This is a genomic window from Bradyrhizobium sp. 18BD (genome assembly GCF_054185225.1).
On the sequence record NZ_JAVAYL010000023.1, the window covers coordinates 1 to 22,872 of the forward strand.

Annotated in this window: 23 protein-coding genes; 9 read left to right on the forward strand and 14 right to left on the reverse strand. The window is 64.7% G+C overall.

Annotated features, from left to right (window positions below; all coding sequences use genetic code 11):
• Nucleotides 1–128 precede the first annotated feature (128 nt).
• Nucleotides 129–1,061 carry a LysR family transcriptional regulator gene (locus RAD16_RS32745; RefSeq protein ID WP_458161970.1) on the reverse strand — a complete coding sequence of 311 codons (933 nt, stop codon included), beginning with the start codon at nt 1,059–1,061 and terminating at the stop codon, nt 129–131.
• A 107-nt stretch (nt 1,062–1,168) separates the two neighbouring features.
• Between RAD16_RS32745 and RAD16_RS32750 the strand changes: the two genes are divergently transcribed.
• Both RAD16_RS32750 and RAD16_RS32755 read left to right on the forward strand, forming a co-directional pair.
• Complete coding sequence (locus RAD16_RS32750) at nt 1,169–2,347, forward strand: CoA transferase (protein WP_458161971.1); 1,179 nt, start codon at nt 1,169–1,171, stop codon at nt 2,345–2,347.
• Nucleotides 2,344–3,291, forward strand: a complete 948-nt coding sequence (locus RAD16_RS32755; RefSeq protein ID WP_458161972.1) for a hydroxymethylglutaryl-CoA lyase — start codon at nt 2,344–2,346, stop codon at nt 3,289–3,291. The genes RAD16_RS32750 and RAD16_RS32755 overlap by 4 nt, the downstream gene beginning before the upstream one ends.
• Nucleotides 3,292–3,450: 159 nt before the next feature.
• Here the strand turns inward: RAD16_RS32755 and nikR are convergent, their stop codons facing one another.
• A complete protein-coding gene (gene nikR / locus RAD16_RS32760) occupies nt 3,451–3,903 on the reverse strand; it encodes a nickel-responsive transcriptional regulator NikR (RefSeq protein WP_458161973.1) in 453 nt (150 codons plus the stop codon).
• A gap of 189 nt (nt 3,904–4,092) precedes the next feature.
• Nucleotides 4,093–6,555 carry a heavy metal translocating P-type ATPase gene (locus tag RAD16_RS32765; RefSeq protein ID WP_458161974.1) on the reverse strand — a complete coding sequence of 821 codons (2,463 nt, stop codon included), beginning with the start codon at nt 6,553–6,555 and terminating at the stop codon, nt 4,093–4,095.
• A 75-nt stretch (nt 6,556–6,630) separates the two neighbouring features.
• On the opposite strand from RAD16_RS32765, the gene RAD16_RS32770 reads away from it, so the two are divergent.
• Entirely contained in the window at nt 6,631–6,906 is a 276-nt protein-coding gene (locus RAD16_RS32770; RefSeq protein ID WP_458161975.1) for a metal-sensitive transcriptional regulator, read from the forward strand.
• 135 nt (nt 6,907–7,041) lie between these two features.
• On the opposite strand, the gene RAD16_RS32775 is transcribed toward RAD16_RS32770, so the two are convergent.
• Nucleotides 7,042–8,031: a YiiX/YebB-like N1pC/P60 family cysteine hydrolase gene (locus RAD16_RS32775; RefSeq protein WP_458161976.1), complete on the reverse strand. Its 990-nt coding sequence runs from the start codon at nt 8,029–8,031 to the stop codon at nt 7,042–7,044.
• Nucleotides 8,032–8,220: 189 nt separating this feature from the next.
• Here RAD16_RS32775 and RAD16_RS32780 point away from each other — a divergent pair, with 189 nt between their 5' ends.
• The gene (locus tag RAD16_RS32780; protein ID WP_458161977.1) at nt 8,221–9,609 is read left to right on the forward strand and encodes a flavin monoamine oxidase family protein; all 1,389 of its coding nucleotides are present in this window, start codon (nt 8,221–8,223) and stop codon (nt 9,607–9,609) included.
• 248 nt (nt 9,610–9,857) lie between these two features.
• Here the strand turns inward: RAD16_RS32780 and RAD16_RS32785 are convergent, their stop codons facing one another.
• The 4 genes from RAD16_RS32785 to pheS form a co-directional block, all read right to left on the reverse strand.
• On the reverse strand, nt 9,858–10,628 hold the full coding sequence (locus tag RAD16_RS32785; RefSeq protein WP_458161978.1) for a sulfite exporter TauE/SafE family protein: 771 nt from the start codon (nt 10,626–10,628) through the stop codon (nt 9,858–9,860).
• 19 nt (nt 10,629–10,647) lie between these two features.
• On the reverse strand, nt 10,648–13,056 hold the full coding sequence (gene pheT, locus RAD16_RS32790) for a phenylalanine--tRNA ligase subunit beta (RefSeq protein ID WP_458161980.1): 2,409 nt from the start codon (nt 13,054–13,056) through the stop codon (nt 10,648–10,650).
• Nucleotides 13,053–13,517: an endonuclease domain-containing protein gene (locus RAD16_RS32795; RefSeq protein WP_458161981.1), complete on the reverse strand. Its 465-nt coding sequence runs from the start codon at nt 13,515–13,517 to the stop codon at nt 13,053–13,055. Before RAD16_RS32795 ends, pheT begins: the two co-directional genes overlap by 4 nt.
• 116 nt (nt 13,518–13,633) lie before the next feature.
• Complete coding sequence (gene pheS / locus RAD16_RS32800) at nt 13,634–14,716, reverse strand: phenylalanine--tRNA ligase subunit alpha (protein ID WP_458161982.1); 1,083 nt, start codon at nt 14,714–14,716, stop codon at nt 13,634–13,636.
• Nucleotides 14,717–14,866: 150 nt separating this feature from the next.
• Between pheS and RAD16_RS32805 the strand changes: the two genes are divergently transcribed.
• Nucleotides 14,867–15,292 (forward strand): hypothetical protein, encoded by a 426-nt coding sequence (locus tag RAD16_RS32805; protein WP_458161983.1) that lies wholly within the window; start codon nt 14,867–14,869, stop codon nt 15,290–15,292.
• Between the two features lie 8 nt (nt 15,293–15,300).
• Here RAD16_RS32805 and rplT read toward each other — a convergent pair whose 3' ends face one another.
• Nucleotides 15,301–15,660 (reverse strand): 50S ribosomal protein L20, encoded by a 360-nt coding sequence (gene rplT / locus RAD16_RS32810; RefSeq protein WP_220012688.1) that lies wholly within the window; start codon nt 15,658–15,660, stop codon nt 15,301–15,303.
• Nucleotides 15,661–15,750: 90 nt separating this feature from the next.
• Complete coding sequence (rpmI, locus tag RAD16_RS32815; protein WP_027535561.1) at nt 15,751–15,951, reverse strand: 50S ribosomal protein L35; 201 nt, start codon at nt 15,949–15,951, stop codon at nt 15,751–15,753.
• A 273-nt stretch (nt 15,952–16,224) separates the two neighbouring features.
• Between rpmI and RAD16_RS32820 the strand changes: the two genes are divergently transcribed.
• Nucleotides 16,225–16,629, forward strand: coding sequence for a hypothetical protein (locus RAD16_RS32820; RefSeq protein ID WP_458161986.1), 405 nt, complete (start codon nt 16,225–16,227; stop codon nt 16,627–16,629).
• A gap of 63 nt (nt 16,630–16,692) precedes the next feature.
• Here the strand turns inward: RAD16_RS32820 and infC are convergent, their stop codons facing one another.
• The gene (gene infC / locus RAD16_RS32825) at nt 16,693–17,232 is read right to left on the reverse strand and encodes a translation initiation factor IF-3 (RefSeq protein WP_082847910.1); all 540 of its coding nucleotides are present in this window, start codon (nt 17,230–17,232) and stop codon (nt 16,693–16,695) included.
• Between the two features lie 244 nt (nt 17,233–17,476).
• On the opposite strand from infC, the gene RAD16_RS32830 reads away from it, so the two are divergent.
• Together RAD16_RS32830 and RAD16_RS32835 are read left to right on the forward strand one after the other, a co-directional pair.
• On the forward strand, nt 17,477–18,265 hold the full coding sequence (locus RAD16_RS32830; RefSeq protein ID WP_458161987.1) for an alpha/beta hydrolase: 789 nt from the start codon (nt 17,477–17,479) through the stop codon (nt 18,263–18,265).
• Between the two features lie 173 nt (nt 18,266–18,438).
• The gene (locus RAD16_RS32835) at nt 18,439–18,909 is read left to right on the forward strand and encodes a nuclear transport factor 2 family protein (RefSeq protein WP_458161989.1); all 471 of its coding nucleotides are present in this window, start codon (nt 18,439–18,441) and stop codon (nt 18,907–18,909) included.
• Nucleotides 18,910–19,050: 141 nt separating this feature from the next.
• Here the strand turns inward: RAD16_RS32835 and RAD16_RS32840 are convergent, their stop codons facing one another.
• The 3 genes from RAD16_RS32840 to RAD16_RS32850 all read right to left on the reverse strand — a co-directional run bounded on the left by RAD16_RS32840 (nt 19,051) and on the right by RAD16_RS32850 (nt 21,857).
• Nucleotides 19,051–19,839 (reverse strand): acyl-CoA thioesterase domain-containing protein, encoded by a 789-nt coding sequence (locus tag RAD16_RS32840; protein WP_458161990.1) that lies wholly within the window; start codon nt 19,837–19,839, stop codon nt 19,051–19,053.
• Nucleotides 19,840–20,040: 201 nt separating this feature from the next.
• The gene (gene queG / locus RAD16_RS32845; protein ID WP_458161991.1) at nt 20,041–21,216 is read right to left on the reverse strand and encodes a tRNA epoxyqueuosine(34) reductase QueG; all 1,176 of its coding nucleotides are present in this window, start codon (nt 21,214–21,216) and stop codon (nt 20,041–20,043) included.
• Nucleotides 21,165–21,857: a glutathione S-transferase family protein gene (locus RAD16_RS32850; protein WP_458161992.1), complete on the reverse strand. Its 693-nt coding sequence runs from the start codon at nt 21,855–21,857 to the stop codon at nt 21,165–21,167. The genes queG and RAD16_RS32850 overlap by 52 nt, the downstream gene beginning before the upstream one ends.
• 169 nt (nt 21,858–22,026) lie before the next feature.
• On the opposite strand from RAD16_RS32850, the gene RAD16_RS32855 reads away from it, so the two are divergent.
• The gene (locus RAD16_RS32855) at nt 22,027–22,833 is read left to right on the forward strand and encodes an undecaprenyl-diphosphate phosphatase (RefSeq protein WP_458161993.1); all 807 of its coding nucleotides are present in this window, start codon (nt 22,027–22,029) and stop codon (nt 22,831–22,833) included.
• The last annotated feature ends 39 nt before the right edge of the window (nt 22,834–22,872 follow it).

The window sequence follows — 22,872 nt, forward strand, 5'->3', positions numbered from 1 at the left end:
GGTCCGTCGGAAAGATGATCGAACAACATCGTTGTCTCCAGGTTGAGTGCTTCAGCAACCTCAGTCTGGCCTCAGACCCGGTCGCTATCCACTCCCCATGGAATCTTCGCTGCGCTCGCAATGACGGCTCACTTCACTAACTCTGCCTGCCAGCCGCCGCTGCGCACCTGCTCGGCGATCAGCGCCAGTATCAGGCGGCGCATCTCCTCCATGGCGTAGGTCATCGGACGGTTGCGCAGGCGGCAGAGATAGAGCGTGCGGGTCAGCCTCGGCGCGATCACCTTGCGTGCGACGAGGCGGCCGGCGGCGAGCTCCTCCCGCGCGAACAGTTTTGTCGCGATGGTACAGCCCAGTCCCTCCACCAGCGCGCCGGTCATGCCGGTGATCGAGTTGGCGTGCAGGATGGCGCCACCCTCCAGTCGCTTGAGCAGGACCGGATCGTCCAGCAGCGCGCGCGAGGACAGGCCGAGACCGTAGCGCAGCAGGATCAGCGGCAGGCGGTTCAGCTCCTCGAAGCGGATCGGCGCCTTGCCCTTGCCGACCAGCTTCGGAATGCCGACAAGGAACATCTCTTCCTCGAGTACTGGCTCCGTGATCAGCTCCTTCTCCGACGGCGGGTTGTAGACCAGCGCGAGGTCGACGTTGGACACCATCAGGTGCATCAGCGTCGCGCCGGACAGGCTCTCGGTGAGCGACAGTTTGAGCTTTGGATATTTGGTCAGCACCGTGCGCATCAGCTCGACGCCGATCGCCTTGACGCCGGAATTCGCCATGCCGATCGAGATCTCGCCGGCAATGACGCGGGCGCCCTCGCGCACCTCGGTCTCCGCCTCCGCCATCGCGCGCAGGATGATGCGGGCGTGCTCGTAGAGCCGCTCGCCGGCCGCCGTCGGGTCCATGCCGCGCGATTTGCGCTCGAACAAAGGCGTTGCGAACTCGGCTTCCAGATTCGAGATATGATGGCTGAGCGCGGATTGCGCGACATTGACCTGGTCGGCCGCACGCGACAGGTTCCGCTGCTCGTAGACGGCGATGAAATAGCGGAGCTGGCGTGAATCCATGTCGGTCTAGCGTTCTAGAACTGCGAAGGTATGCTTCGACAGATTATATTTTTACGATGGCTTGTGAAGGCCTAGTCTTCCCAGGCGAACGAACAGGGAGTGCCCGCATGACTGAATCCGGATTGCCCCTCGAAGGCGTGCGGGTCGTCGAGATGACTCACATGGTCATGGGCCCGACCTGCGGCATGATTCTCGCGCAGTTAGGGGCCGAGGTGATCAAGGTCGAGCCGCCCTCAGGCGACAAGACGCGGAGCCTGGGCGGCATGGGCACGGCGTTCTTTCCGCTGTTTAACCGCGGCAAACGAAGCGTCGTGCTGGATTTCGAAAAGCCTGGGGATCGCGACACCATGCACCGGCTGCTCGAAACGGCCGACGTGTTCCTCGAAAACTTTCGCGATGGTCAGCTCGACAAGCAGGGATTGGGTGCCGAGGAACTGCGGCGCCTTCATCCGCATCTGATTATCGCCGGTCACAAGGGTTTTCTGTCCGGCCCGTACGAGCATCGCCCCGCGCTCGACGAGGTCGTGCAGATGATGTCGGGGCTCGCTGCCATGACCGGCACCAAGGAGAAGCCACAGCGCGTCGGCTCCTCCGCCAATGACATCATGGGCGGCATGTTCGGCGTGATCGCGATCCTGGCCGCGCTCTACCAGAAGCGCGGGGGAAAATGCGACGGCGCCGACATCCGCATCGGCCTGTTCGAGAACTGCCTGTTCCTGGTGGCCCAGCATATGGTCGAGTACGAGATGACCGGCAACAAGCCGCGCTCGATGCCGGAGCGCGAGCACGCCTGGCCGATCTACGACATCTTTGACGCCGCAGGTGACGGCCGCATCTTTATCGGCGTCGTGACAGAGGGCCATTGGCAGAGCTTTTGCCACGAGTTCGGGCTTACCGATCTTCTCGACGATCCCGCCTTGCGCAGCACTACCGACCGCATCCTGGCGCGGCCGCGGATTCTTCCGCGTGTGGCCGAGATCATCCGGCAATGGAACGTCGCGGACCTCTCGCAGAAGCTCGACGCGCTCAACATCTGCTTCTCGCCGATCAACCGTCCTGAGGATCTCCTGACCGACCCGCATGTGCGGCGGCCCGGCGGCCTCGTCACCAACGTCAACGCCGACGGCAAGCCGTTCCACGTGCCGACGCTGCCGCTCGAGTGGAATGGCAGCCATTTTGGCGAAGGCCTGAAGGTCGCGCCGCTCGGCGCCGACACATCGGCGGTTCGTGCCGAGATCGACGATGACAACGACGTCACGTCAAAAGCCGCTGGGAGGCGCGCATGAGCCGGATCGAGACGATTTACCCCACTGACCGCGTCAGCCTGCGCGAGGTCGGCCTGCGCGACGGGCTCCAGCTCGTGAAGAAGTTTCCGTCGACCGAGGCCAAGCAGCGCTGGGTGCGCGAGGAATACGCCGCCGGCGTCAGGCATTTCGAGGTCGGCTCGTTCCTGCCGGCAAAGACCTTTCCGCAATTCGTCGACGTGCGCGACGTCATCGGAACGGTGGCGGGCCTGCCCGGTGCCCACGGCATCGCGCTGGCGCTCAATGAGCGCGGCGTCAACGAGGCGCTCGAATCCGGCGTCGGCGAGATCGCCTCGGTTGTCTCGGCCACGGAGGAGCATAGCCAGGCCAACGCCCATCGCTCGCGCGATTCCGCGATCGCCAATGTGAAGCGGCTCTGCGAGATGCGCGACGCCAGTGCCCACAAGCCGCTGGTGAACGCCGCGATCTCGATGGCGCTGGGCTGCTCGATAACAGGCGCGGTCGACCCCAAGGAGGTGCTGCGCCTGGTCGATAAATGCTTGGAGGTCGGCGTCGATTTCGTCGCGATTGCCGACACCGTCGGCTATGCCGGCCCGAAGCAGGTGGGTGACTTGTCGCGGGCTGCGGTGAAGCTCGCAGGGAACAAGCCGATCTGCATCCATCTCCACGACACTCGCGGCATGGGCATCGCCAATGCCGCCGCAGCGCTCGACGAGGGCGTGCGCATCCTCGATGGCTCGCTCGGCGGCCTCGGCGGCTGCCCCTTCGCCCCCGGCGCGACCGGCAACGTCGTGTTCGAGGACCTGGTGTTCCTCTGCGAGAGCAAGGGCTTTGCGACGGGCATTGACCTCGACAGACTGATCGCGGTTCGATCGATTCTGAAGAGCGAGATGCCGAACGAGCAGCTCTACGGCGGCCTCGCGCGAGCAGGCTTGCCGGGCGGAAGTGCCGCGAAGGCGGCGTAGAGGTTTCTTCGCCTCTCCCCGCGTGCGGGGAGAGGCCGGATCGCATCGATAGATGCGATCCGGGTGAGGGGGACTCTCCGCGGGTCCAGCTGTCACCGAGTTCGCGGAGACTCCCCCTCACCCCAACCCTCTCCCCGCAAGCGGGGAGAGGGAGAAGATCTAATCATGCCGATGCCGATGTCCGTGCTTCCGCACCTTGCCCGGCTTCCCCTCGCCTGTCGGAATCATCACCACGCGGCCATAGCGCACGCCACGCTCCGCGATGATGTGATCGGCAAAGTGCTTGACCTCACCGGCATCGCCGCGCAGAGCCGTCATCTCCATGCAATTGTTGTCGTCGAGATGGACGTGCAGCGTCGCCAGCGCGAGGTCGTGATGGCCGTGGAATTCCTGCACCAGGCGTTTTGAGAGATCGCGTGCGGCGTGGTCGTAGACATAGACGAGGCCTGCGACGCAAGGGCCGGTCTGGGCCGTGTCCTCGCTCGATTGCTGCAGCCCGGCGCGGGCGAGATCGCGAATGATCTCGCTGCGGTTCTGGTAGCCGCGCGCCTCGGCTGCGGCATCGATCTCCGCCAGCAAATCGTCCTCGATCGTGATCGTAATCCGCTGCATCAGGTCCTCTTCGTGCGTGCCGCTCTTTCTTACCTCGCCCCGCTTGCGGGGAGAGGTCGGAATTCAAGCCTAGCTTGAATTCCGGGTGAGGGGGACTCTCCGCGAGTCTCGCTCGTATCGAATTCGTGGAGAGAGCCCCTCACCCCGACCCTGTCCCCGTAAGAACGGGGAGAGGGAGAGCAGTCGTCCTCACAGCCGCGTCGCGCGCAGCCGCAGCGCATTGCCGACCACGCTCACCGAGGACAGCGCCATCGCGGCGGCCGCGATGATCGGCGACAGCAGCACGCCGAAGGCGGGATAGAGGATGCCGGCGGCGATCGGAATCCCGGCGGCGTTGTAGATGAAGGCGAAGAACAGATTTTGCCGGATGTTGCTCATGGTGGCCTGCGACAGCTTTCGCGCCCGCACGATGCCGGTGAGGTCGCCCTTGAGCAGCGTCACGCCGGCACTCTCCATCGCCACATCAGTGCCGGTGCCCATGGCGATGCCGACCTCGGCCGCCGCCAGCGCCGGCGCGTCGTTGACGCCGTCACCGGCCATCGCGACGCTGCGGCCGGCCTTTTGCAGTTTTGTGACCACCGCGCTCTTCTGGTCCGGCAGCACCTCGGCCTCGACATCGGCGATGCCGAGCCGGCGCGCCACGGCTTCCGCCGTCGTGCGGTTGTCGCCGGTCAGCATGATCACCTTGATGCCCTCGGCCGCCAGCGCCTTCAGCGCCTCCGGGGTCGAAGCCTTGACCGGATCGGCGATCGCGAACAGGCCGACCAGCTTGCCGTCGACAGCCATGTTGATCACGGTCGCGCCGTCCTGGCGCAACCGTTCCGCCTCGGCATCGAGCGCCTTGGTGTCGATGCCGATCGACGACATGTACTTTGCGTTGCCGAGCACGATGCTCTTGCCCTCGACCTTGCCGGTTGCGCCCTTGCCCGTCGGCGAGTCGAACGCGTCGACCTGGCCGAGAGCGAGCTGCTTCTCCTTGGCCGCGCGCACGATGGCATCCGCCAGCGGATGCTCGCTGGCGCGCTCGACGCTGGCTGCCAAGCGCAGGATGTCGTCGTCCGCGAAGCCGGACGGGGACACGATCGTGACCACCTTGGGCTTGCCCTCGGTCAGCGTGCCTGTCTTGTCGACCACCAGCGTGTTGATCTTCTCCATCCGCTCCAGCGCCTCGGCGTTCTTGATCAGAACGCCCGCCTGTGCGCCGCGGCCGACGCCGACCATGATCGACATCGGGGTCGCCAGGCCCAGCGCACAGGGGCAGGCGATGATCAGCACGCTGACGGCGGCGACGAGGCCGAACGCCAGCCGCGGCTCCGGCCCGAACCAGGCCCAGGCCGCAAAGGCGGCGATGGCGACGACGATGACGGTGGGCACGAACCAGCCGGCGACCTGGTCGGCCAGCCGCTGGATCGGCGCGCGTGAGCGCTGCGCGTCGGCGACCATCTGCACGATCTGCGACAGCAGCGTGTCGCGCCCGACCTTGTCGGCGCGCATAATGAAGCTGCCCGACTGGTTCAGCGTTCCCGCGATGACCTTGGCGCCGGTCTCCTTGGTGACCGGCATGGATTCGCCCGTCACCAGCGACTCGTCGAGCGAAGAGCGCCCCTCCAGGATGATGCCGTCGACCGGCACCTTCTCGCCGGGGCGAACGCGCAGGCGGTCGCCGGCATGCAGCGTGTCGATCTCGACCTCATGCTCGCTGCCGGAATCATCGACGCGGCGCGCGGTCTTGGGCGCGAGCTGGAGCAGCGCCTTGATCGCGCCGGAGGTCGCATCGCGCGCGCGCAGCTCCAGCACCTGACCGAGCAGCACCAGCACCGTGATCACCGCGGCCGCCTCGAAATAGACGGCGACCGCACCGCCATGGCCGCGGAAGGTTTCAGGAAAGATCTGCGGCGCGATGGTGCCGATCAGGCTGTAGACATAGGCAACGCCGGTGCCCATCGCGATCAGCGTGAACATGTTGAGATTGCGCGTCAGCAGCGACTGCCAGCCACGGACGAAGAACGGCCAGCCGGCCCACACCACCACGGGCGTAGCGAAAACGAGCTGGATCCAATTCGAGAGCGTCTGGTCGATCCAGTTGTGTGGACCGGCGAGATGACCGCCCATCTCCAGCACCACGGCCGGCAGCGCCAGCGCGCCGCCGATCCAGAACCGGCGCGTCATGTCGGCGAGCTCCGGATTGGGGCCGGTCTCGAGGCTCGCCACCTCCGGCTCCAGCGCCATGCCGCAGATCGGGCAGCTTCCAGGTCCGACCTGGCGGATCTCGGGATGCATCGGGCAGGTGTAGATCGTGCCTTCAGGCATCTCCGGCTCGGGGGCTTTGTCTTTGGCGAGATATTTTGCGGGATCAGCCGCGAACTTGGTGCGGCAGCCGGCCGAGCAGAAATGGAAGGACTCACCGTGATGCTCGAAACGGTGCTTCGAGGTCGCGGGATCGACCGTCATACCGCAGACGGGATCAAGAACCTCTGTCGCGGTGCCATGGTCGTGGCCGTGATGATGGGAATGGCCGGCATGATTGTCATGTCCGCCGCAGCATGCGGAGGCCGCTGGCTTGGCGACGGGCGGAGCGGCTTTGGCGGAGGAACAGCCGCATCCGGAATGCTTATCCCCGTTGTGATGATGCTCGTGGTCCGCGTCGGTCATTCCCATGCTCCGGTCTTTACGGTCGGTCTTGCGATCGGTCTTGCAACCTATACCCGGTAGGGGTATATAGAGCGCATGCGCAAAGACACCAAGGCATCTGTCGGAAAACGTCTCGGCCGGATCGAGGGCCAGGTTCGTGGCTTGTCGAAAATGGTAGAGGAAGACCGCTACTGCATCGACATCGTGACGCAGATCTCGGCGGTGCGCGCCGCGCTGCGCCGGGTCGAGGAGGAAGTCCTGAAGGATCACGTCGCCCATTGCGTCGAGCACGCCATCGCCAGTGGCGACAAGGCGGATCAGCGCGAGAAGATCGCGGAACTGATGGCGGTGATCGGACGGGCGGAGCGGTAGCTTAGTAATCGCCCGTCATTGCGAGCGCAGCGAAGCAATCCAGACTGTTTCCGTAGAGGCAGTCTGGGTTGCTTCGTCGCTGCGCTCCTCGCAATGACGAGGAGAGAGGCGCGATATCTCTCCGCGGTATCGGGGCTACGCCGCAATCTCTCTCGCGTGACCACGTCGCCGCGGGCGGTACATCGCCAGCTTCCTCAGCAGCGGGAAATGCCTGGCGACGGTGGCGCTCTCGACCATCTCGGCCGGCTGCGCGGCATCCGTCATTTGCTCAGTCGCAACCTCAGCCGGCGCTTCTTCGTCAATCGCTTCAGGAACGAGCGGCGGCGCACGGAGCGTTTCTGGAAACACACTGAACGTGCCCGCTACCTCCTCGAGCGGCTTCTGCTTGTCGGCCCAATGCAGCGCGGTGTAGTCGAAACCGTGCACGATGGTGGGTTTGACGACCTCGAAATAGGGCGAGATGTCGAAGTCGCGGGGCATGTAGAGCGAGGAATCGCGGATGTGCAGGATCTCGCGCCGTGCGGCGCGGCTCCCGGCCTTGGTGATCTTCGGCAGGATCGGATAGCGCACGGCGTCGAACGCCTGCGCGATCAGCGCCGAGCAGATGATCTTGGTCGGGTCGCCCGAGCCGATCGCGATCATGCGCCGCCGCCAGCGCTGCGGGATCGGCAGCGGAAACAGGAAGCGCATCAGGTCGATGATGTTCTTGGTGTCGTAGCCGAAGCCGATGCGGTTGATCGCATAGCGGCAGACCGTGGTGCGGTCCTCGTAGGACAGCCCGACCGGGCGGCAGACGCGGGTGTGATACGGGAAATATTTCGACAGCGGCGCCGACGTGACGCCTTCACCGATATTGGCTTCGATCAGCACATGCGGCTCGCCGTCGGGCTCCACGGCGCCTTCGATTGGCCCGACATAGAGCGCGGCGTGCGACCAGGTCGACTGCGTCAGATATTTGATGATGCCGGAGATGCGGTTGTTGCCTTCGACCAGCAGCACGTCGCCGGGCTCGATGACGCCGCGCAGATGTTCCGGGTCGCTCGGCGTGAACGGCTCATAGCCCGGCACCTCCTTCGAGAGGTACGCGGCAATCAACTTGCCGACTGAATCCAAGACCGTCCCCATATCGAACTCCCCCAGGCCTTTCTGGCCACTTTTTTTCCTTCTCTATCATGGTCGAAACGTGTTGCCATTCGGTTCATCAGTCTGTGAGATCAAGCACGATTGATTCACCATGATGGTTGCCGTGCAACATCAGATGCGGCAAGGTTCGCGGGCTGTTCCCGTTCGCCGCAAGTCTCCGGAAACCATGACATGACAATCACGCGCCGCGGTTTCCTTTCGGCCTCGGCGGGCCTTGCCGCGATGCCGGTCCTGCGCGCGACTGCCGCACCCCTGCCGCGCGACGCCGACATCGTCGTGATCGGCGCCGGGGCGGCCGGAATAGCGGCGGCACGACGCATCCTGGCGGCCAATCGCAAGGTCGTGGTGGTCGAGGCGGCCGCGCAGATCGGCGGGCGCTGCATCACCGATACGACGACGTTCAACACGCCGTTCGACCGCGGCGCTCGCTGGCTGCACAATCCCGAGACCAATCCGATGATCCGGCTGGCGCGAAACGCCGGGCTCGACGTGGTGCCGGCGCCGTCGGGCCAGAAGATGCGCATCGGCCGCCGCAACGCGCGCGCCGGCGAGACCGAGGAGTTTCTGGCGGCGCTGGTGCGCGCCAACCGTGCCATCGACGATGCCGCGCGCGGCAAGCTCGATACGTCCTGCGCCTCCGTGCTGCCGAAGGATCTCGGCGACTGGGCCGGCGCGACCGAGTTCATGCTCGGCGCGAGCTTTGCCGGTAAGGACCTGAAGGAGCTGTCGGCGATCGACAAGGCCCGTGCGCAGGACCGCAATGCCGCGATCGCCTGCCGCCAGGGCCTGGGCACCCTGATCAGCAAGCTCGGCGAGCAGGCGCCGGTCGCACTGTCGATGCCGGCGAGCCGGATCGTCTGGAGCAATCGCGACGTCAGCGTGGAGACGCCGTCCGGCAAGATCGCCGCGCGCGCCGCCATCATCACGGTCTCGACCAATGTACTGACATCGGGCGCGATCAAGTTCGCCCCTGATATCCCCAAGCGCACGCTGGACGCCGCATCGAAGCTCAGCCTCGGCAGCTACGACCACATCGTGCTGCAGCTGCCTGGCAATCCGCTCGGGCTGTCGCGCGACGACATTCTCATCGAGCAGAGCAACTCGACCCGCACCGCGCTGATGTACGCCAATATCGGCGGCTCCTCGCTGTGCGCGATCGACGTCGGCGGCTCGTTCGGCCGCGATCTGTCCGAGCAGGGCGAAGCGGCGATGGGCGCCTTCGCGAAGGAATGGATCACAAAGCTATTCGGCAGCGAGGCCGCGGCCGCGGTGCAGAAGACCAGCGCGACCCGCTGGAATGCCTCGCCGTTCGTGATGGGCGCGATGTCGGCGTCGTCGCCCGGCGGTCAGCTCTCGCGAAAGATCCTGACCGAGCCGATCGGCAGCGTGTTCCTCGCTGGCGAAGCCACCCATGAGACGCTGTGGGGCACCGTCGACGGCGCCTGGGAAAGCGGCGAGCGCGCCGCGGATGCAGCCCTGCGCAAGATCGGCGCGCTCAAGGACGAGCCGGCCGAGGTGCCGACGCAGTCGACGAAGAAGCGGCGGACGCCACGGCAATAGCTGAATTGAGCCGCAACAAATTTCGCTTCGGCCAACAGCAAGTCTCCCTCCGTTCCCTCCCCCCTTGTGGGGGAGGGGCAGGGAGGGGGGTACCACACGGGGATTCTCTCCGTCGCGCGACCGCGCTCGGTGCAGTATCACCAACGAGCACTCTTTGCTGGGTTACCCCTCTCCCTAGCCCTCCCCCACAAGGGGGGAGGGAACGCACCTTTGTCGGGGCGCTAGGTGAGTCTCATCCCAATCGGCCCCTAGCGCAACACTCCGTCCAGCGCCGGGAGCCCGAACACAACCGCCATCGCGATCAGCGCGTAGCAGATGCCGCGAAACACCTTCTCGCTGGCGCGGCCGAACAGCGAGGCGCCGAAGGCGACGCCGATCGCATAGACCGGGCCGACGATCAGCGAGAGCAGCAGCGATTCGCGGCTGATCAGGCCGGTCGTGGCATAGCTGACCATCGAGAAGAAATCGGACGCGCCGAAGAACAGCAGAATGTTGGCGCGCGCGACGATCGGCGCGATGGGGCGGCCGAGCCAGTAGCCGACGATCGGCGGCCCACCGGTCTGCGCAAGGCCGCTGCAGAAGCCGGAGAGGCCGCCGATGCCGACCGAAAGCCAGACGTGGTCCTTGCCGCGATAGCGCCAGCCCGACAGCAGCAGGAGCAAGAGCGCCGCGACGAAGCAGGAGATGATCCAGCGTGTGGTAACGGGCTCGAGCACGCTGAGGAAATAGGTGCCGATGGGCACGCCGATCAGCGCGCCGAACACGATCACGGCGGTCGCCTTGCGGTCGGCCTTCCGCCACGCGTCGGGCAGCAGCGGCGCCGCCGCGATGAAATCGATCACGAGCAGCAGCGCGGCAACGAGTCGCGGCGCGGCGATGCTGCTCGCCAGCGGCATGAAGATCAGCGCGGAGCCGAAACCGGAGAAACCGCGGGCGGTACCTGAAACGAAAGCGACGGCGCAAAGCGCCATCGCAATGGTGAGGCCGACGTCCTTCGGCAGGAAGTCGGTGACACTCATGCTCTGCTATTCCAGAGCATCACGCCCTCAGCGTGCCGCCGGTTTTCTTCGTGACTTCCGCGACGATCGTCGCCGCGACGGCGTCGATCTCCTGATCGGTCAGGGTCTTCTCGCGCGGCTGGAGTGTGACCGCGACCGCGATCGACTTCTTGCCGTCGTCGATGCCCTTGCCTTCATAGACGTCGAAGACGTTGACGCCGGTGATCAGCTTCTTGTCGACGCCCTGCGCGGCGCGGACGATGTCGCCGGCCTTCACGCCGCGATCGACGATGAAGGCGAAGTCGCGCGACACCGGCTGGAATGCCGACAGCTCGATCAGCGGCTTGGCGCGGGTCGGCTTCTTCTTGGCCTCGGGGATGCGGTCGAGGATCACCTCGAACACGACCAGCGGGCCGTCGGCGCCGAGTGCTTCGAGCGCGCGCGGATGCACCTCGCCGAAAGTGCCGAGCACGTTCTGCGGGCCGATCTGGATCGTGCCCGAGCGGCCCGGATGCAGCCATGCCGGTCCGCCGGCCACGATCTGCAGCGCCTGCATCGGCGCGCCGGCCGCAGCCAGCACCGCCAGCGCATCGGCCTTGGCATCGAACACATCGGCCTGCGCCGATCCCGTCCAGTGCCGGCCGAGGCCTTCCGAAGACGCAAAGCCGCGGCGCACGCCGCTCGCTGCCATGAACTGATCCTGCGGGCGATCGCCCCTAAAGATCTGGCCGACCTCGAACAGCGCGACATCGCTCGCACCGCGATTGGCGTTTGCTTGCGCCGCCGCGATCAGACCCGCGTGCAGCGTCGGACGCATGTCGGAGAGATCAGATGCGATCGGGTTGGCGACCTCGAGCTCGCGCTGGCCGCCGCCGAACAGCTTTGCCGCGGTCTTGGTGATGAACGACCAGGTCACCGCTTCGATGATGCCGCGGCTCGCCAGCGCGCGACGTGCGCGGCGGGTGCGAAGCTGCAGCGGCGTCAGCACGGATTTGCGCGCATCGTCGCCGCGTTCGAACGGTGTCATCGGCACCTTGTCGACGCCGAAGATGCGGACGACCTCCTCGACGATGTCGGCCTTGCCGTGCACGTCGGAGCGCCAGGACGGCACCGCGACCTTCACGACCGGGCCGGGGCCCGCCATCATGAAGCCGAGATGGGTCAGGATGCGCTTCATCTCGGGCTGCGGCACCTCGATGCCGGACAGACGCTTCACCTCGGTGACCGGGAAATCGATCACGCGGTCGTCGCCAAAAGCCTTGCCGACCACGACGTTCTCGGACGGCGTGCCGCCGCACATCTCTATGACCAGCTTGGTCGCGAGCTCGAGCCCCGGCACCATGAAGGCCGGGTCGACGCCGCGCTCGAAACGGTAGCGCGCATCGGAGTTGATGCCGAGCTTGCGGCCGGTCTGCGCGATGTTGATCTCGTTCCACAGCGCCGACTCGATCAGCACGTCGGTGGTGTTCTCGTCGCAGCCCGAGGCTTCGCCACCCATGATGCCGGCGAGCGATTCGACGCCGTGCTCGTCGGCGATCACGCAGATCGCGGGATCGAGATTGTAGGTGCGGCCGTCGAGCGCCAGCAGCGTCTCGCCCTCGCGGGCGTGGCGCACGACGAGATTGCCCGTCACCTTCTTGGCGTCGAACACGTGCAGCGGGCGCGCGCGGTCGTAGGTCATGAAGTTGGTGATGTCGACCAGCGCGTTGATCGGACGGAGGCCGATCGCGGTCAGCCGCTTCTGCAGCCATTCCGGCGAGGGGCCGTTCTTGACCCCGCGCACGAGGCGCAGCGCAAAGCCCGGGCACAGCGTTGCGTCCTCGACCGTGACCTTCACGGGACAGGGGAATTCGCCCTTGATCGGCTTGATCGTGGGGTCCTTGAACTTGCCCATGTCGGCGGCGGCAAGATCGCGCGCGATGCCGTGCACGCCGGTGCAGTCCTGCCGGTTCGGCGTCAGGTTGATCTCGATCACGGGATCGCCGAGCGCGGCCCATTCGGCGTAGCCGGCGCCGATCGGCGCGTCCGCCGGCAATTCCATGATGCCGTCATGGTCGTTGGAGATCTGCAGCTCCGCCGCCGAGCACAGCATGCCGCGGCTCTCGACGCCGCGGATGGTGCCGACGCCCAGCGTGATGTCCTTGCCGGGAATATAGGTGCCGGGCGGCGAGAACACGCTGACGAGCCCGGCGCGCGCGTTCGGCGCGCCGCATACGACCTGCACCGGCGCGCCACCGTCACCGGTGTCGACCATGCAGACGCGTAAGCGATCCGCGTTCGGATGCTGCTCGGCCGAGATCACCTTCGCGATGGTGAACGGCTTCAGCGCCTTCGCCTTGTCCTCGATGTTTTCGACCTCGAGCCCGATCATGGTGAGCTTGTCGGCGAGCTTTTCCAACGGCTCGTCGGTGTCGAGATGATCCTTCAGCCAGGAGAGGGTGAATTTCATGGCTGTGTGCCTCGGCTCTTGTCGGTTGAATTGCTTTGGTCGGTGTTCGTGTTCCCTCCCCCCTTGTGGGGGAGGGTCAGGGAGGGGGGTGAGCCGCGAGCTCCAGCGGAAGCTGCCTGGCGGATCGCCTCAACAACCCCCTCGAGATTCGGCATCACCTGCTCATTGGTGAAGCGCAGAACGTGAAAACCCTCGGCCGCGAAGAATGCATCGCGACGCTGATCTGCTTTTTGCCGCTCTTCAAATTCGTGCGACTCTCCATCGAGCTCGATGATGAGCTTCGAGGAGAAGCATACGAAGTCGGCGACGTAGTTTCCGATTGGCGTTCGGCGGCGGATGCCAACACCGTCCAGACGGTTCGCCTTCAAATATCGCCACAGCAGCGTCTCAGCGCGCGTCATCGTCCGGCGAAGTTGCTTCGCCCGGCTGCGCTGACGTTCGCTGACAACTGCGTGCGGCATCCGCGGCTACCCCCCTCCCTGACCCTCCCCCACAAGGGGGGAGGGAACGGAGAGAGTCTTCGCCGACGCGAGTCCGAGCGTCCTCGCCGCTGGAGCGGTCGTATCCCGGCAGGCCATCACGAGCTCAGCCCTCCGGCCAGCGTCGGCACTTCCAGCGGCTTGAAGCCGTAATGGGACAGCCAGCGGACGTCGCTGTCGAACAGCTGGCGCAGATCGGCGATGCCGTATTTGAGCATGGCGATGCGGTCGATGCCCATGCCCCAGGCGAAGCCCTGGTACTCGTCGGGATCGATGCCGCAGGCGCGCAGCACGTTCGGATGCACCATGCCGCAGCCGAGAATCTCGAGCCAGTCCTCGCCCTCGCCGAAGCGGATCTCGCCCTTGTCGCGACGGCACTGGATGTCGACTTCCAGCGACGGCTCGGTGAACGGGAAGAACGACGGGCGGAACCGCATGTTGATGTGGTCGACCTCGAAGAACGCCTTGCAGAACTCGTGCAGGATCCATTTGAGGTGGCCGAGATGCGAGCTCTTGTCGATGACGAGGCCTTCGACCTGGTGGAATTGCGGCGTGTGGGTCGCGTCCGAATCGATGCGGTAGGTGCGGCCCGGGCAGATCACGCGGATCGGCGGCTTCTGGGTCAGCATGGTGCGCACCTGCACCGGTGAGGTGTGGGTCCGCAGCAGCATGCGCGAGCCGTCCTCCTTCGGATGGAAGAAGAACGTGTCGTGCATCTCGCGCGCCGGATGGCCTTCCGGGAAATTGAGCTTGGTGAAGTTGTAGTCGTCGGTCTCGATGTCGGGGCCTTCGGCGACCGAGAATCCCATGTCGGCGAAGATCGTGGTCAGCTCGTCCCAGACCTGGCTCAGCGGATGGATGCGGCCGGCTTCGGCCTGCGCATCGCGCAACGGCAGGGTGACGTCGACGGTCTCGGAGGCGAGCCGCGCATCGAGCGCCGCCGACTTCAGCACGTCGCGCCGTGCGGCGAGCGCCTCGGTGACCTTGTCCTTGGCCTGGTTGATCGCGGCGCCTTGCGTCTTGCGCTCGTCGGGCGACATCTTGCCGAGCGTGGCGAGCAGCGCCGAGATCGAGCCCTTCTTGCCGAGCGCTGCGACGCGCACCGCTTCGAGCGCGGCTTCGTCGCCGGCGCGGGCGATCTGGTCGAGGATGGATGTTTCGAGCGTTGCGAGGTCGGACACAGTCAAATCCTTGCTGCTAAATTCGGCTGGGTTGTCGCCGCGAGAAGGGCGTAACGTCAAGCAAAAAGCCGGTCATTTCGGGCTCTGAACGGCTGGGTTGAACCTCGCGCGGGGGGCCGGCACCAACGGGGATACAAGGAGACTTTTGCGATGCTCTCGAAATCCAGTCAGGCCGCACTTTTTGCCGCCTTGGCCGTCGTTCTGTCGGCCGCCTTCACGCCGGCGCACGCCATGGTCTGCATGGACAAGTCCATGACGCTGGATGAGGTCGTGGCCGCCATCGGCGACCAGAAGAGCTGCGAAAGTGCGATGAAGCTGGCGCAGGATTGCCAACTGACCGCGAGCGGCGATGTCCAGCTCGGCGCCGCCGTCGAAAAGAAATGCGAGGCGGATTTCATGCCCGGCCTCAGCACCCTGAAAAAACAGTCCTACAAGCGCGAGATGCGCGCATGCGACCTCAAGTACCGGAATAAATCCGGTACCATGTATTTGTCGTTCGGAGCTTTTTGCCGGGCGGAGGTCGCCCAGCGTTACTCGCAGCGCGCGCTGAAGGCTGCGGGCCAGAAGGCTCGCTAGCGCAAGCCTCAGGCTGCCAGCGCGGCTTTGGCCTTCTCGGCGATCGCCTGGAACGCGGCGGGCTCGCTGATCGCGAGATCCGACAGCACCTTGCGGTCCACGGTGATCCCGGACTTGGCCATGCCGTCGATAAATCGGCTGTAGGTCAGGCCGAACGGACGGACCGCAGCGTTGATGCGCTGGATCCAGAGCGCGCGGAACGTCCGCTTCTTACGCTTGCGGTCGCGGAAGGCGTACTGCTGGGCCTTCTCCACGGCCGGCTTGGCGGCGCGGATGGTGTTCTTGCGGCGGCCGTAGAAACCCTTGGCGGCCTTGTAGACTTTCTTGTGCTTGGCGTGGGCGGTCACACCGCGTTTGACGCGAGCCATGACGAATATCCTTCAGAGATGACTTGTTTTACGGATCGCCGCGCAAGACGCGGCGGAGCTGGCAATGATCTTCGACGATCTTGGACGCGATCAGGCGTTCGGCAAGAAGTACTTCTTGACGTTGTCGCCGTCGGTCTTGAACAGCACGCTGGTGCCGCGCAGCTGACGGATCTGCTTCTTCGTCCGCTTGATCATGCCGTGACGCTTGCCGCGATGGGCGAACATCACTTTGCCGGTGGCAGTCACCTTGAAGCGCTTTTTAGCGCCCGATTTGGTCTTCAGCTTGGGCATTTGGCTCTCCTAATGGCCAGCGAAATCCGCCCGCGAAGGCGGCCTGGCCGTCAAAAATGCTCGTTAGAGCGTTGATTGTGCTCAGATTTTGCGAACAAGCGCGAAACCCGCACGAAACACCGCCACGGCAGCCCTTAATCAGCCGGGCGATGAAGGCCGGGCTTATGACAGAGAACGGGCGAATTGGCAACGATGAACCGTTGGAACCTACCGATCGACTATCCGGAGCTGGTACACTCATGTCCAAGCCTCGTCGCCCAGAGCAGGACCAAAATGCCCCATTTCCCGCAATTTCTTTCCCGTCTGACTGATTTCGCCCGCCCGCGCCATCTGGCGCTGCTTGCCGTGCTCGCTGCGGCCGCGCTGCCCTCAACTGCCGACGCCCGCATCGTCCGCTATGACGGCATCTGGAACGTCACCTTCGCCACCACCCGCGGCAATTGCAGCTCAGGCTACAGCGTCCCCTTCACTGTCACGGGCGGCCGTGTCTCCTCCGCCGGCGGCGGCCGGGTCTCGGGCACTGTCAGCCGCGCCGGCTCGGTCGCCGTCCACGTTTCGGTCGGCGCGTCCCACGCCAGCGGCGGTGGCCGGCTCGCCGGGGTGTACGGCGCCGGCTCGTGGCGCGGCGTCATCTCCGGCGACCAGTGCAGCGGCACCTGGCAGGCGACCAGGAGCTGAAACACAAACGGCCCGCCGGACATCCGGACGGGCCGTTGAACTCTCAAGTCCGAACGAGCTTTATCAGCGCGGCGCCAGTACCATGACGACCTGGCGACCTTCGAACCGTGCGTCCTGCTCGACCTTGGCGAGCTCCGCGACGTCGGTCTTGATCTTGTCCAGCAGCTTGGTGCCGATCTCCTGGTGCGCCATTTCGCGGCCGCGATAGCGCAGCGTGATCTTGACCTTGTCGCCCTCTTCGAAGAACCGCTGCATCGCGCGCATCTTCACGTCGTAATCGTGATCGTCGATCATCGGGCGGAGCTTGATCTCCTTGATCTCGACGGTCTTCTGGCGCTTGCGGGCTTCAGCGGCCTTCTTCTGGGCTGAATATTTATACTTCCCGTAGTCCATGATCTTGCAGACGGGAGGACTGACGTTCGGCGAAATCTCGACCAGATCCATGCCAGCTTCCTGGGCCATCCGGATGGCGACGACCGTCTCGACCGTGCCTTTGTTGTCACCGGTCTGGTCGATCAGCTGGATCTGCGCATTGCGGATATCATCATTGATGCGCGGCCCGTCTTTGCTGGCAGCGGGCGGAGCTTTATTAGGACGGCGAATGGGTGGTTCTCCAAAGTTGTGAAGGAAGCGGCTATTTTGAAGGAAGATGCGTGTGGCGGCAAGCAATTCGCTCGTGCTGCGCTCGAAAAACCCTCAAATGCGAGGCATTTTAGTCACGCCCGGGCACGCTGACCGACATAGACACCTTGCTTCTGTTCCGCAAGCGTCCCAAAGGGCAATACCCGATGCCGGGCAGCGGAACAGGCCCGAACAGCTCAAACCGCACAGCCAGAGTAAACGTTCCATGACCGATATAATTCCTGATGCGGCGCTCGACTTCATCGATGTAGGCGAGGGCAAGGCTGCACGCAGGATCGCGGTGCGCCATCGCGCCGGCGGTGGACCCGGGCTGGTGTGGCTCGGCGGATTCAAATCGGACATGCAGGGCGGCAAGGCCGTCGCGCTGGATACCTGGGCCGGGGACCGCGGTCGCGCCGTGGTCCGGTTCGATTATTCCGGTCACGGCGAATCCGGCGGCGAATTTGCTGATGGAACCATCGGAAGCTGGCTCGAGGACAGCGTCGCGGTGTTCGAGCGGTTCTGCGACGGCCCGCAGGTCCTGATCGGCTCCTCCATGGGCGGCTGGATGGCGCTGCTGCTCGCGCGCGAGATCAGGAAGCGTTCCGGCAAAGGATCGTTAGCGGGTCTCGTGCTGATCGCGCCGGCGCCCGACTTCACCGAAGAGCTGATGTGGAAGAAGTTCTCGCCCGAGGTGAAGAAGGAGATCGAGACCAAGGGCTTCTGGCTGCGGCCGTCAGAATATGGCGACGGCACGCCCTATCCGATCACGCGCAAATTGATCGAGGAGGGCCGCAATCATCTCGTGCTCGGCAGCGCCATCGATCTCGGTTGCCCCGTCCGCATCCTGCAGGGCGCGCAGGACCCCGACGTGCCGTGGCAGCACGCCTTCGCGCTGACGCATCGCCTGCCGGCCGACGATGTCGTGCTGACCTTGATCCAGGACGGCGACCACCGCCTCTCCCGCCCGCAGGACATCACGCGCATTCTTGCCGCCGTGGCCGAGATCGGGTGAAGTTGTCCTTCTTCCTTCTCCCTTGTGGGAGAAGGTGGCTTCGCGAAGCGAAGCCGGATGAGGGGTTCTCTCCGCGGAGACAGACCCCTCACCCGTCTCAATCGCGCGAAGCGCGATTGATCCACCCTCTCCCACAAGGGGAGAGGCAAAGAAGAACACTGGGAGGCAATTCAATGACAACCACCACCGCCAAGCTCCGCGCCTTCTGCGATGCGGTCGAGCAGCGCAACGGCCGTGCCTTCGCCGAGCTCTTCACCGAGGACGGCGTCTATCACGACGTGTTCTACGGTGCCTTCGCAGGCCGCGAGAAGATCGCGGCGATGGTCGACGACTGGTTTTATCGCACGGCGACCGATTTCCGCTGGGACATGCATGATCCCGTCACCGACGGCACCACGCTCTATGCGCGCTACACTTTCAGCTATCGTTCGACACTGCCGGAAGCAGGTGGTGCGCGCGCGATGTTCGAGGGCGTCGCGATCATGACGCTGCGTGACGGAAGCATCGCGAGCTATCACGAGGTCGCCAACACAGCGCCGGCGTTCGTCGATCTGAAATTTGCGCCGGAAAGGATCGCGAAGATCGTCGGCAAGCAGGGCGCGGAGTTGAAGGCGCGGGCGGAGATGAGGCGGCATTTGGCGTAGCCGCGCCTCTCTGCGCATCGTCATTCCGGGGCGCGACGAAGTCGCGAGCCCGGAATCCATAACCACGATCGGGAGTATGGATTCCGGGCTCGCGCCAAGTGGCGCGCCCCGGAATGACAGCGTGGAGAGAGTCGGCACCAATTACCGCGGCGGTGGCTTCGCCATCGGCTTGCGCTGCGCCAACGCGGCGACGGTTGCGGTGCCGATCGGGCCCTGCTCGTCATAGAGCCAGCATTCGCCGATCGCGACGCCGTCGGTGGCCTGGTGATTCACCACGTCAAAACCGATCCAGTTCGTCACCGGCAGACGGTGCAGATATATCGTCACGTCGCTGTTGATGTAGCCGAGCCCCTTGTCGCCGGCGTTGGCGAACGGGCTGGCGAAATCCGCGCCCGTGGCGACATGGACGAACGGCGTCATCGGGACGCCAGCAACGAGCTCGCGCACCTCGCTCATCCACAATCGGCGCGGGCCGAGCGAGCCCATATGGCCGACGATGGGCCGCGTCGTCCATTTGCCGTTCATGCCGAGCCTGGGATCGGTCGGCTTGGGAATGTCGGCGGGCTTCGGCGCGTCCCAGTTCGGCGGCGACCAGACATTGCCGTCCGGATTCTGCGTCCGTCGCAGCAATTGGCAGGAGGCACGCGCCATGCTGACGCCGCCGGAAAAGAATTCGGCCTCGACCACGCGGATGCGCAGGCCATCGCGCACCAGCCGCGACGCCACCTCGATCGGTTTGTCGATGGTCGGCAGCCGAAACATGTCGACCGTGAGCCGCGCCGGCACGTAGTCGGGACCTGAATGGCGCTCCTCGATGGCGAAGCCGAGCAGTCCGATGATGACGCGACCGTGCAGCGATTTCGGATCCCAGGGACCGTTGGCGACTTCCGTCGGATGGAATGTGTCGCCGTCGCGCGTGAAGAAAGGCATGTTTGTTGTCATGATGCGCGACTTTGCGGGAACGGGTGGGGAAATCAAGGGTGAGCGTTCGCGTGGTCAGGGGGCGCGCCTCACACTCCGCTGTCATCGCCCGACTTGATCGGGCGATCCAGTACTCCGAGGCAGCAGTGATAGAGCCGAGAAGCCGCGGCGTACTGGATTCCCCGCCTTCGCGGGGAATGACACCGAGTTTTAGGAGGCGAGCTTCCACTCCTCACGCACAGCATCGTTGGACTCGTGCATGAGTTTCTCCAGCTTCATCGCGTCAAACTCATCCCGTCCCACCAACTGCCCCAACGCCCACACCGCAGCCCCACGCACCAGCGGACTCGCATCATCCAGCAATCGCCGCGCCTCATCCGCCAGTGCCACATCCCCGGAGTTGCCAATCGCAATCAGCACATTCCGCAAGAAGCGATCGCGGCCGATCCGTTTCACCGGCGACTTCGTGAACAGCGCGCGAAACGCGGCATCGTCGAGTCGCGACAACTCCGCAAGGCCAGGCGCACGCAATTCATCGCGCGCGGCAAGCTTGGCCTCGCGTCCCTCCTGCGCGAACTTGTTCCATGGGCACGCCGCGAGGCAATCGTCGCAGCCATAGATGCGGTTGCCGATGGCTTTGCGAAACTCCTGCGGAATCGGTCCCTTGTTCTCGATGGTGAGATACGAGATGCAGCGCCGCGCATCGAGCTTGTAGGGTGCCGGGAATGCCGAGGTCGGACAGATGTCGAGACAGGCCTGGCACGAGCCGCAATGATCGATCTCGGCATCATCGCGCGGCAGCTCCAGCGTGGTGTAGATCGCGCCGAGAAACAGCCACGAACCGAATTCGCGCGAGACCAGATTGGTGTGCTTGCCCTGCCAGCCGAGATGCGCCGCCTGCGCCAGGGGCTTCTCCATCACCGCCGCGGTGTCGACGAACACCTTCACTTCCGACGGCGCAGTCGCGACCAGCCAGCGCGCCAGCGCTTTCAGGCGCTTCTTGATGAGGTCGTGATAATCGTCACCCTGCGCATAGACCGAGATCGCCGCGCGCGCGCGTTCTTTCAGGATCGCGAGCGGATCCTGGTCGGGGCCGTAATTGACGCCGAGCATGATGACGCTGCGCACGTCGGCCCACAGCCCGCACGGATCGACGCGGCGCTCCGGCTGGCTCGCGAGCCAGTCCATGTCGCCATGGCCGCCCGAGGCGATGAATTCGAGAAAATGCTTTCCGGCGTTCTCGATCGTGCCGGGCGCGGTCACGCCGATGCAGTCGAAGCCGAGCGCGCGCGCCTCGCGCGCAAGCGCCGTCTTCAGTTCAGTCGGATCGGAGTTCAGAAATCCAGGTCCACGTAGGTGCGCGACGCCGGCACGCCCGCCAGCCATTCGCTCAGCAGCGGACGGAACGACGGGCGGGATTTCACCCGCGCGTACCACGCCTTTGCTGCGTCGTCCTCGCTCCATGGCACGTCGCCCAGATAGTCGATCGCCGAGAGATGCGCCGCGGCGGCGAGATCCGCGTAAGTGAGCCGGTCGCCGGCGAGGAAGTTACGCGTCTGCGCCAGCCAGCCGATATAGGCCAGATGATAGCGCACGTTGGCCTTCGCCGCGCGCATCACATCGGCCGAGGGCGGGCCGCCGCCATTCTCCTCGCTCATGAAGCGCTTGTAGATGCGCTCGGTGACGAGCGGGTGCGAGACCTCCTCGAAGAACTTTTCGTTGAACCAGGCCATCAGCCGGCGCACCTCGACGCGCTCGGGGACCGTCTGCGGCATCAGGCGCTTGGGTCCCATCTCGGCGCCATAGGCCTCGTCGACATATTCGGCGATGATGGCCGCGCCCGGAATTGGGGGCTGCTCGTCGTCCAAAAGGACCGGTGTCGTGCCGGCCGCATTGAGCAGCAGAAATGCCTCGCGCCGTTCCCAGCTGCGCTCTTCGACCAACTTCAGGTCGAGCCCGTATTCGCCCGCGATCAGACGGATGAAGCGCGAATGCGGACAGAACGGATGATGAAACAGCGTAAACATGAAGCCTTTGACTATTTGATGGTGCTTAAGAATCCATCAATGTTTGTGCGGCGCCACACTAGTTCCTCAAAACCGCGACGCAAGAGCGAGATGCCGCATTTTGCGATTGCAGCATTGGGGGGAATAGGCGAGAAGAGCCCCGCTTTTCCTGCGGAAATGGACCGTAAATATGTCAGATGTACTACGGGCAGTGATCCTCGGCATCATCGAGGGTGTGACCGAGTTCCTTCCCGTTTCCTCGACCGGCCATTTGCTGCTTGCGGAGCGCTTCTTCCATCTCGGCGAGGGTGCATTCTGGGATTCGTTTACCGTTCTGATCCAGCTCGGTGCGATCCTCGCGATCGTAGGCCTCTACTTCAAAAAGCTGTGGGATGTCGCGATCGGCATGTTCACGGGCGATGCCTATGCGCGCCGTTTCGTGATCGGCGTGCTCATCGCCTTCCTGCCCGCCGTGATCGTCGGCCTCGTCGCCGGCAAATACATCAAGAGCGTGCTGTTCAATCCGTGGGTCGTCTGCTTCACGCTGATCGTCGGCGGCGCCATCCTGCTCTGGGTCGACAAGCTCGATCTCAAGCCGCGCGAGCATGACGCGACGCGGTTCCCGCTGCTGATGTATCTCTATATCGGCATTGCGCAGTGCGTGGCGATGATCCCCGGCGTGTCGCGCTCCGGCGCCAGCATCGTCGCCGCGATGTTCCTGGGCGCCGACAAGCGGGCGGCGGCGGAGTTCTCGTTCTTCCTCGCCATCCCCACCATGATCGGCGCGTTCGCCTACGATTTTTACAAGAATCGCTCCGAGATGACGATGGACCACATGGGCATCGTCGCGATCGGCTTCATCGTGTCGTTCATCACCGCGATCATCGTGGTGAAGGCGTTCCTCGGCTACGTCACCCGGCACGGTTTCACGGTGTTCGCCTGGTGGCGCGTGATCGTCGGCACGCTCGGCCTGATCGCGCTGGCGCTCGGCCATTAACTTCTCGACAACTCACTGACGCAGCTCAACGCAATATCA

Coding starts and splice junctions, on each gene's coding strand:
- RAD16_RS32745 (WP_458161970.1), bottom strand. CDS start 1,061: ATGGATTCACGCCAGCTCCGCTATTTCATCGCCGTCTACGAGCAGCGG.
- nikR (WP_458161973.1), bottom strand. CDS start 3,903: ATGCAGCGGATTACGATCACGATCGAGGACGATTTGCTGGCGGAGATC.
- RAD16_RS32835 (WP_458161989.1), top strand. CDS start 18,439: ATGACAACCACCACCGCCAAGCTCCGCGCCTTCTGCGATGCGGTCGAG.
- RAD16_RS32775 (WP_458161976.1), bottom strand. CDS start 8,031: ATGGGGACGGTCTTGGATTCAGTCGGCAAGTTGATTGCCGCGTACCTC.
- RAD16_RS32795 (WP_458161981.1), bottom strand. CDS start 13,517: ATGCCGCACGCAGTTGTCAGCGAACGTCAGCGCAGCCGGGCGAAGCAA.
- RAD16_RS32750 (WP_458161971.1), top strand. CDS start 1,169: ATGACTGAATCCGGATTGCCCCTCGAAGGCGTGCGGGTCGTCGAGATG.
- RAD16_RS32850 (WP_458161992.1), bottom strand. CDS start 21,857: ATGTTTACGCTGTTTCATCATCCGTTCTGTCCGCATTCGCGCTTCATC.
- RAD16_RS32765 (WP_458161974.1), bottom strand. CDS start 6,555: ATGACCGACGCGGACCACGAGCATCATCACAACGGGGATAAGCATTCC.
- RAD16_RS32785 (WP_458161978.1), bottom strand. CDS start 10,628: ATGAGTGTCACCGACTTCCTGCCGAAGGACGTCGGCCTCACCATTGCG.
- rpmI (WP_027535561.1), bottom strand. CDS start 15,951: ATGCCCAAGCTGAAGACCAAATCGGGCGCTAAAAAGCGCTTCAAGGTG.
- RAD16_RS32755 (WP_458161972.1), top strand. CDS start 2,344: ATGAGCCGGATCGAGACGATTTACCCCACTGACCGCGTCAGCCTGCGC.
- RAD16_RS32855 (WP_458161993.1), top strand. CDS start 22,027: ATGTCAGATGTACTACGGGCAGTGATCCTCGGCATCATCGAGGGTGTG.
- RAD16_RS32770 (WP_458161975.1), top strand. CDS start 6,631: ATGCGCAAAGACACCAAGGCATCTGTCGGAAAACGTCTCGGCCGGATC.
- RAD16_RS32805 (WP_458161983.1), top strand. CDS start 14,867: ATGCTCTCGAAATCCAGTCAGGCCGCACTTTTTGCCGCCTTGGCCGTC.
- RAD16_RS32820 (WP_458161986.1), top strand. CDS start 16,225: ATGCCCCATTTCCCGCAATTTCTTTCCCGTCTGACTGATTTCGCCCGC.
- pheT (WP_458161980.1), bottom strand. CDS start 13,056: ATGAAATTCACCCTCTCCTGGCTGAAGGATCATCTCGACACCGACGAG.
- RAD16_RS32840 (WP_458161990.1), bottom strand. CDS start 19,839: ATGCCTTTCTTCACGCGCGACGGCGACACATTCCATCCGACGGAAGTC.
- rplT (WP_220012688.1), bottom strand. CDS start 15,660: ATGGCTCGCGTCAAACGCGGTGTGACCGCCCACGCCAAGCACAAGAAA.
- RAD16_RS32830 (WP_458161987.1), top strand. CDS start 17,477: ATGACCGATATAATTCCTGATGCGGCGCTCGACTTCATCGATGTAGGC.
- RAD16_RS32780 (WP_458161977.1), top strand. CDS start 8,221: ATGACAATCACGCGCCGCGGTTTCCTTTCGGCCTCGGCGGGCCTTGCC.
- queG (WP_458161991.1), bottom strand. CDS start 21,216: ATGGCTGGCGGGCGTGCCGGCGTCGCGCACCTACGTGGACCTGGATTT.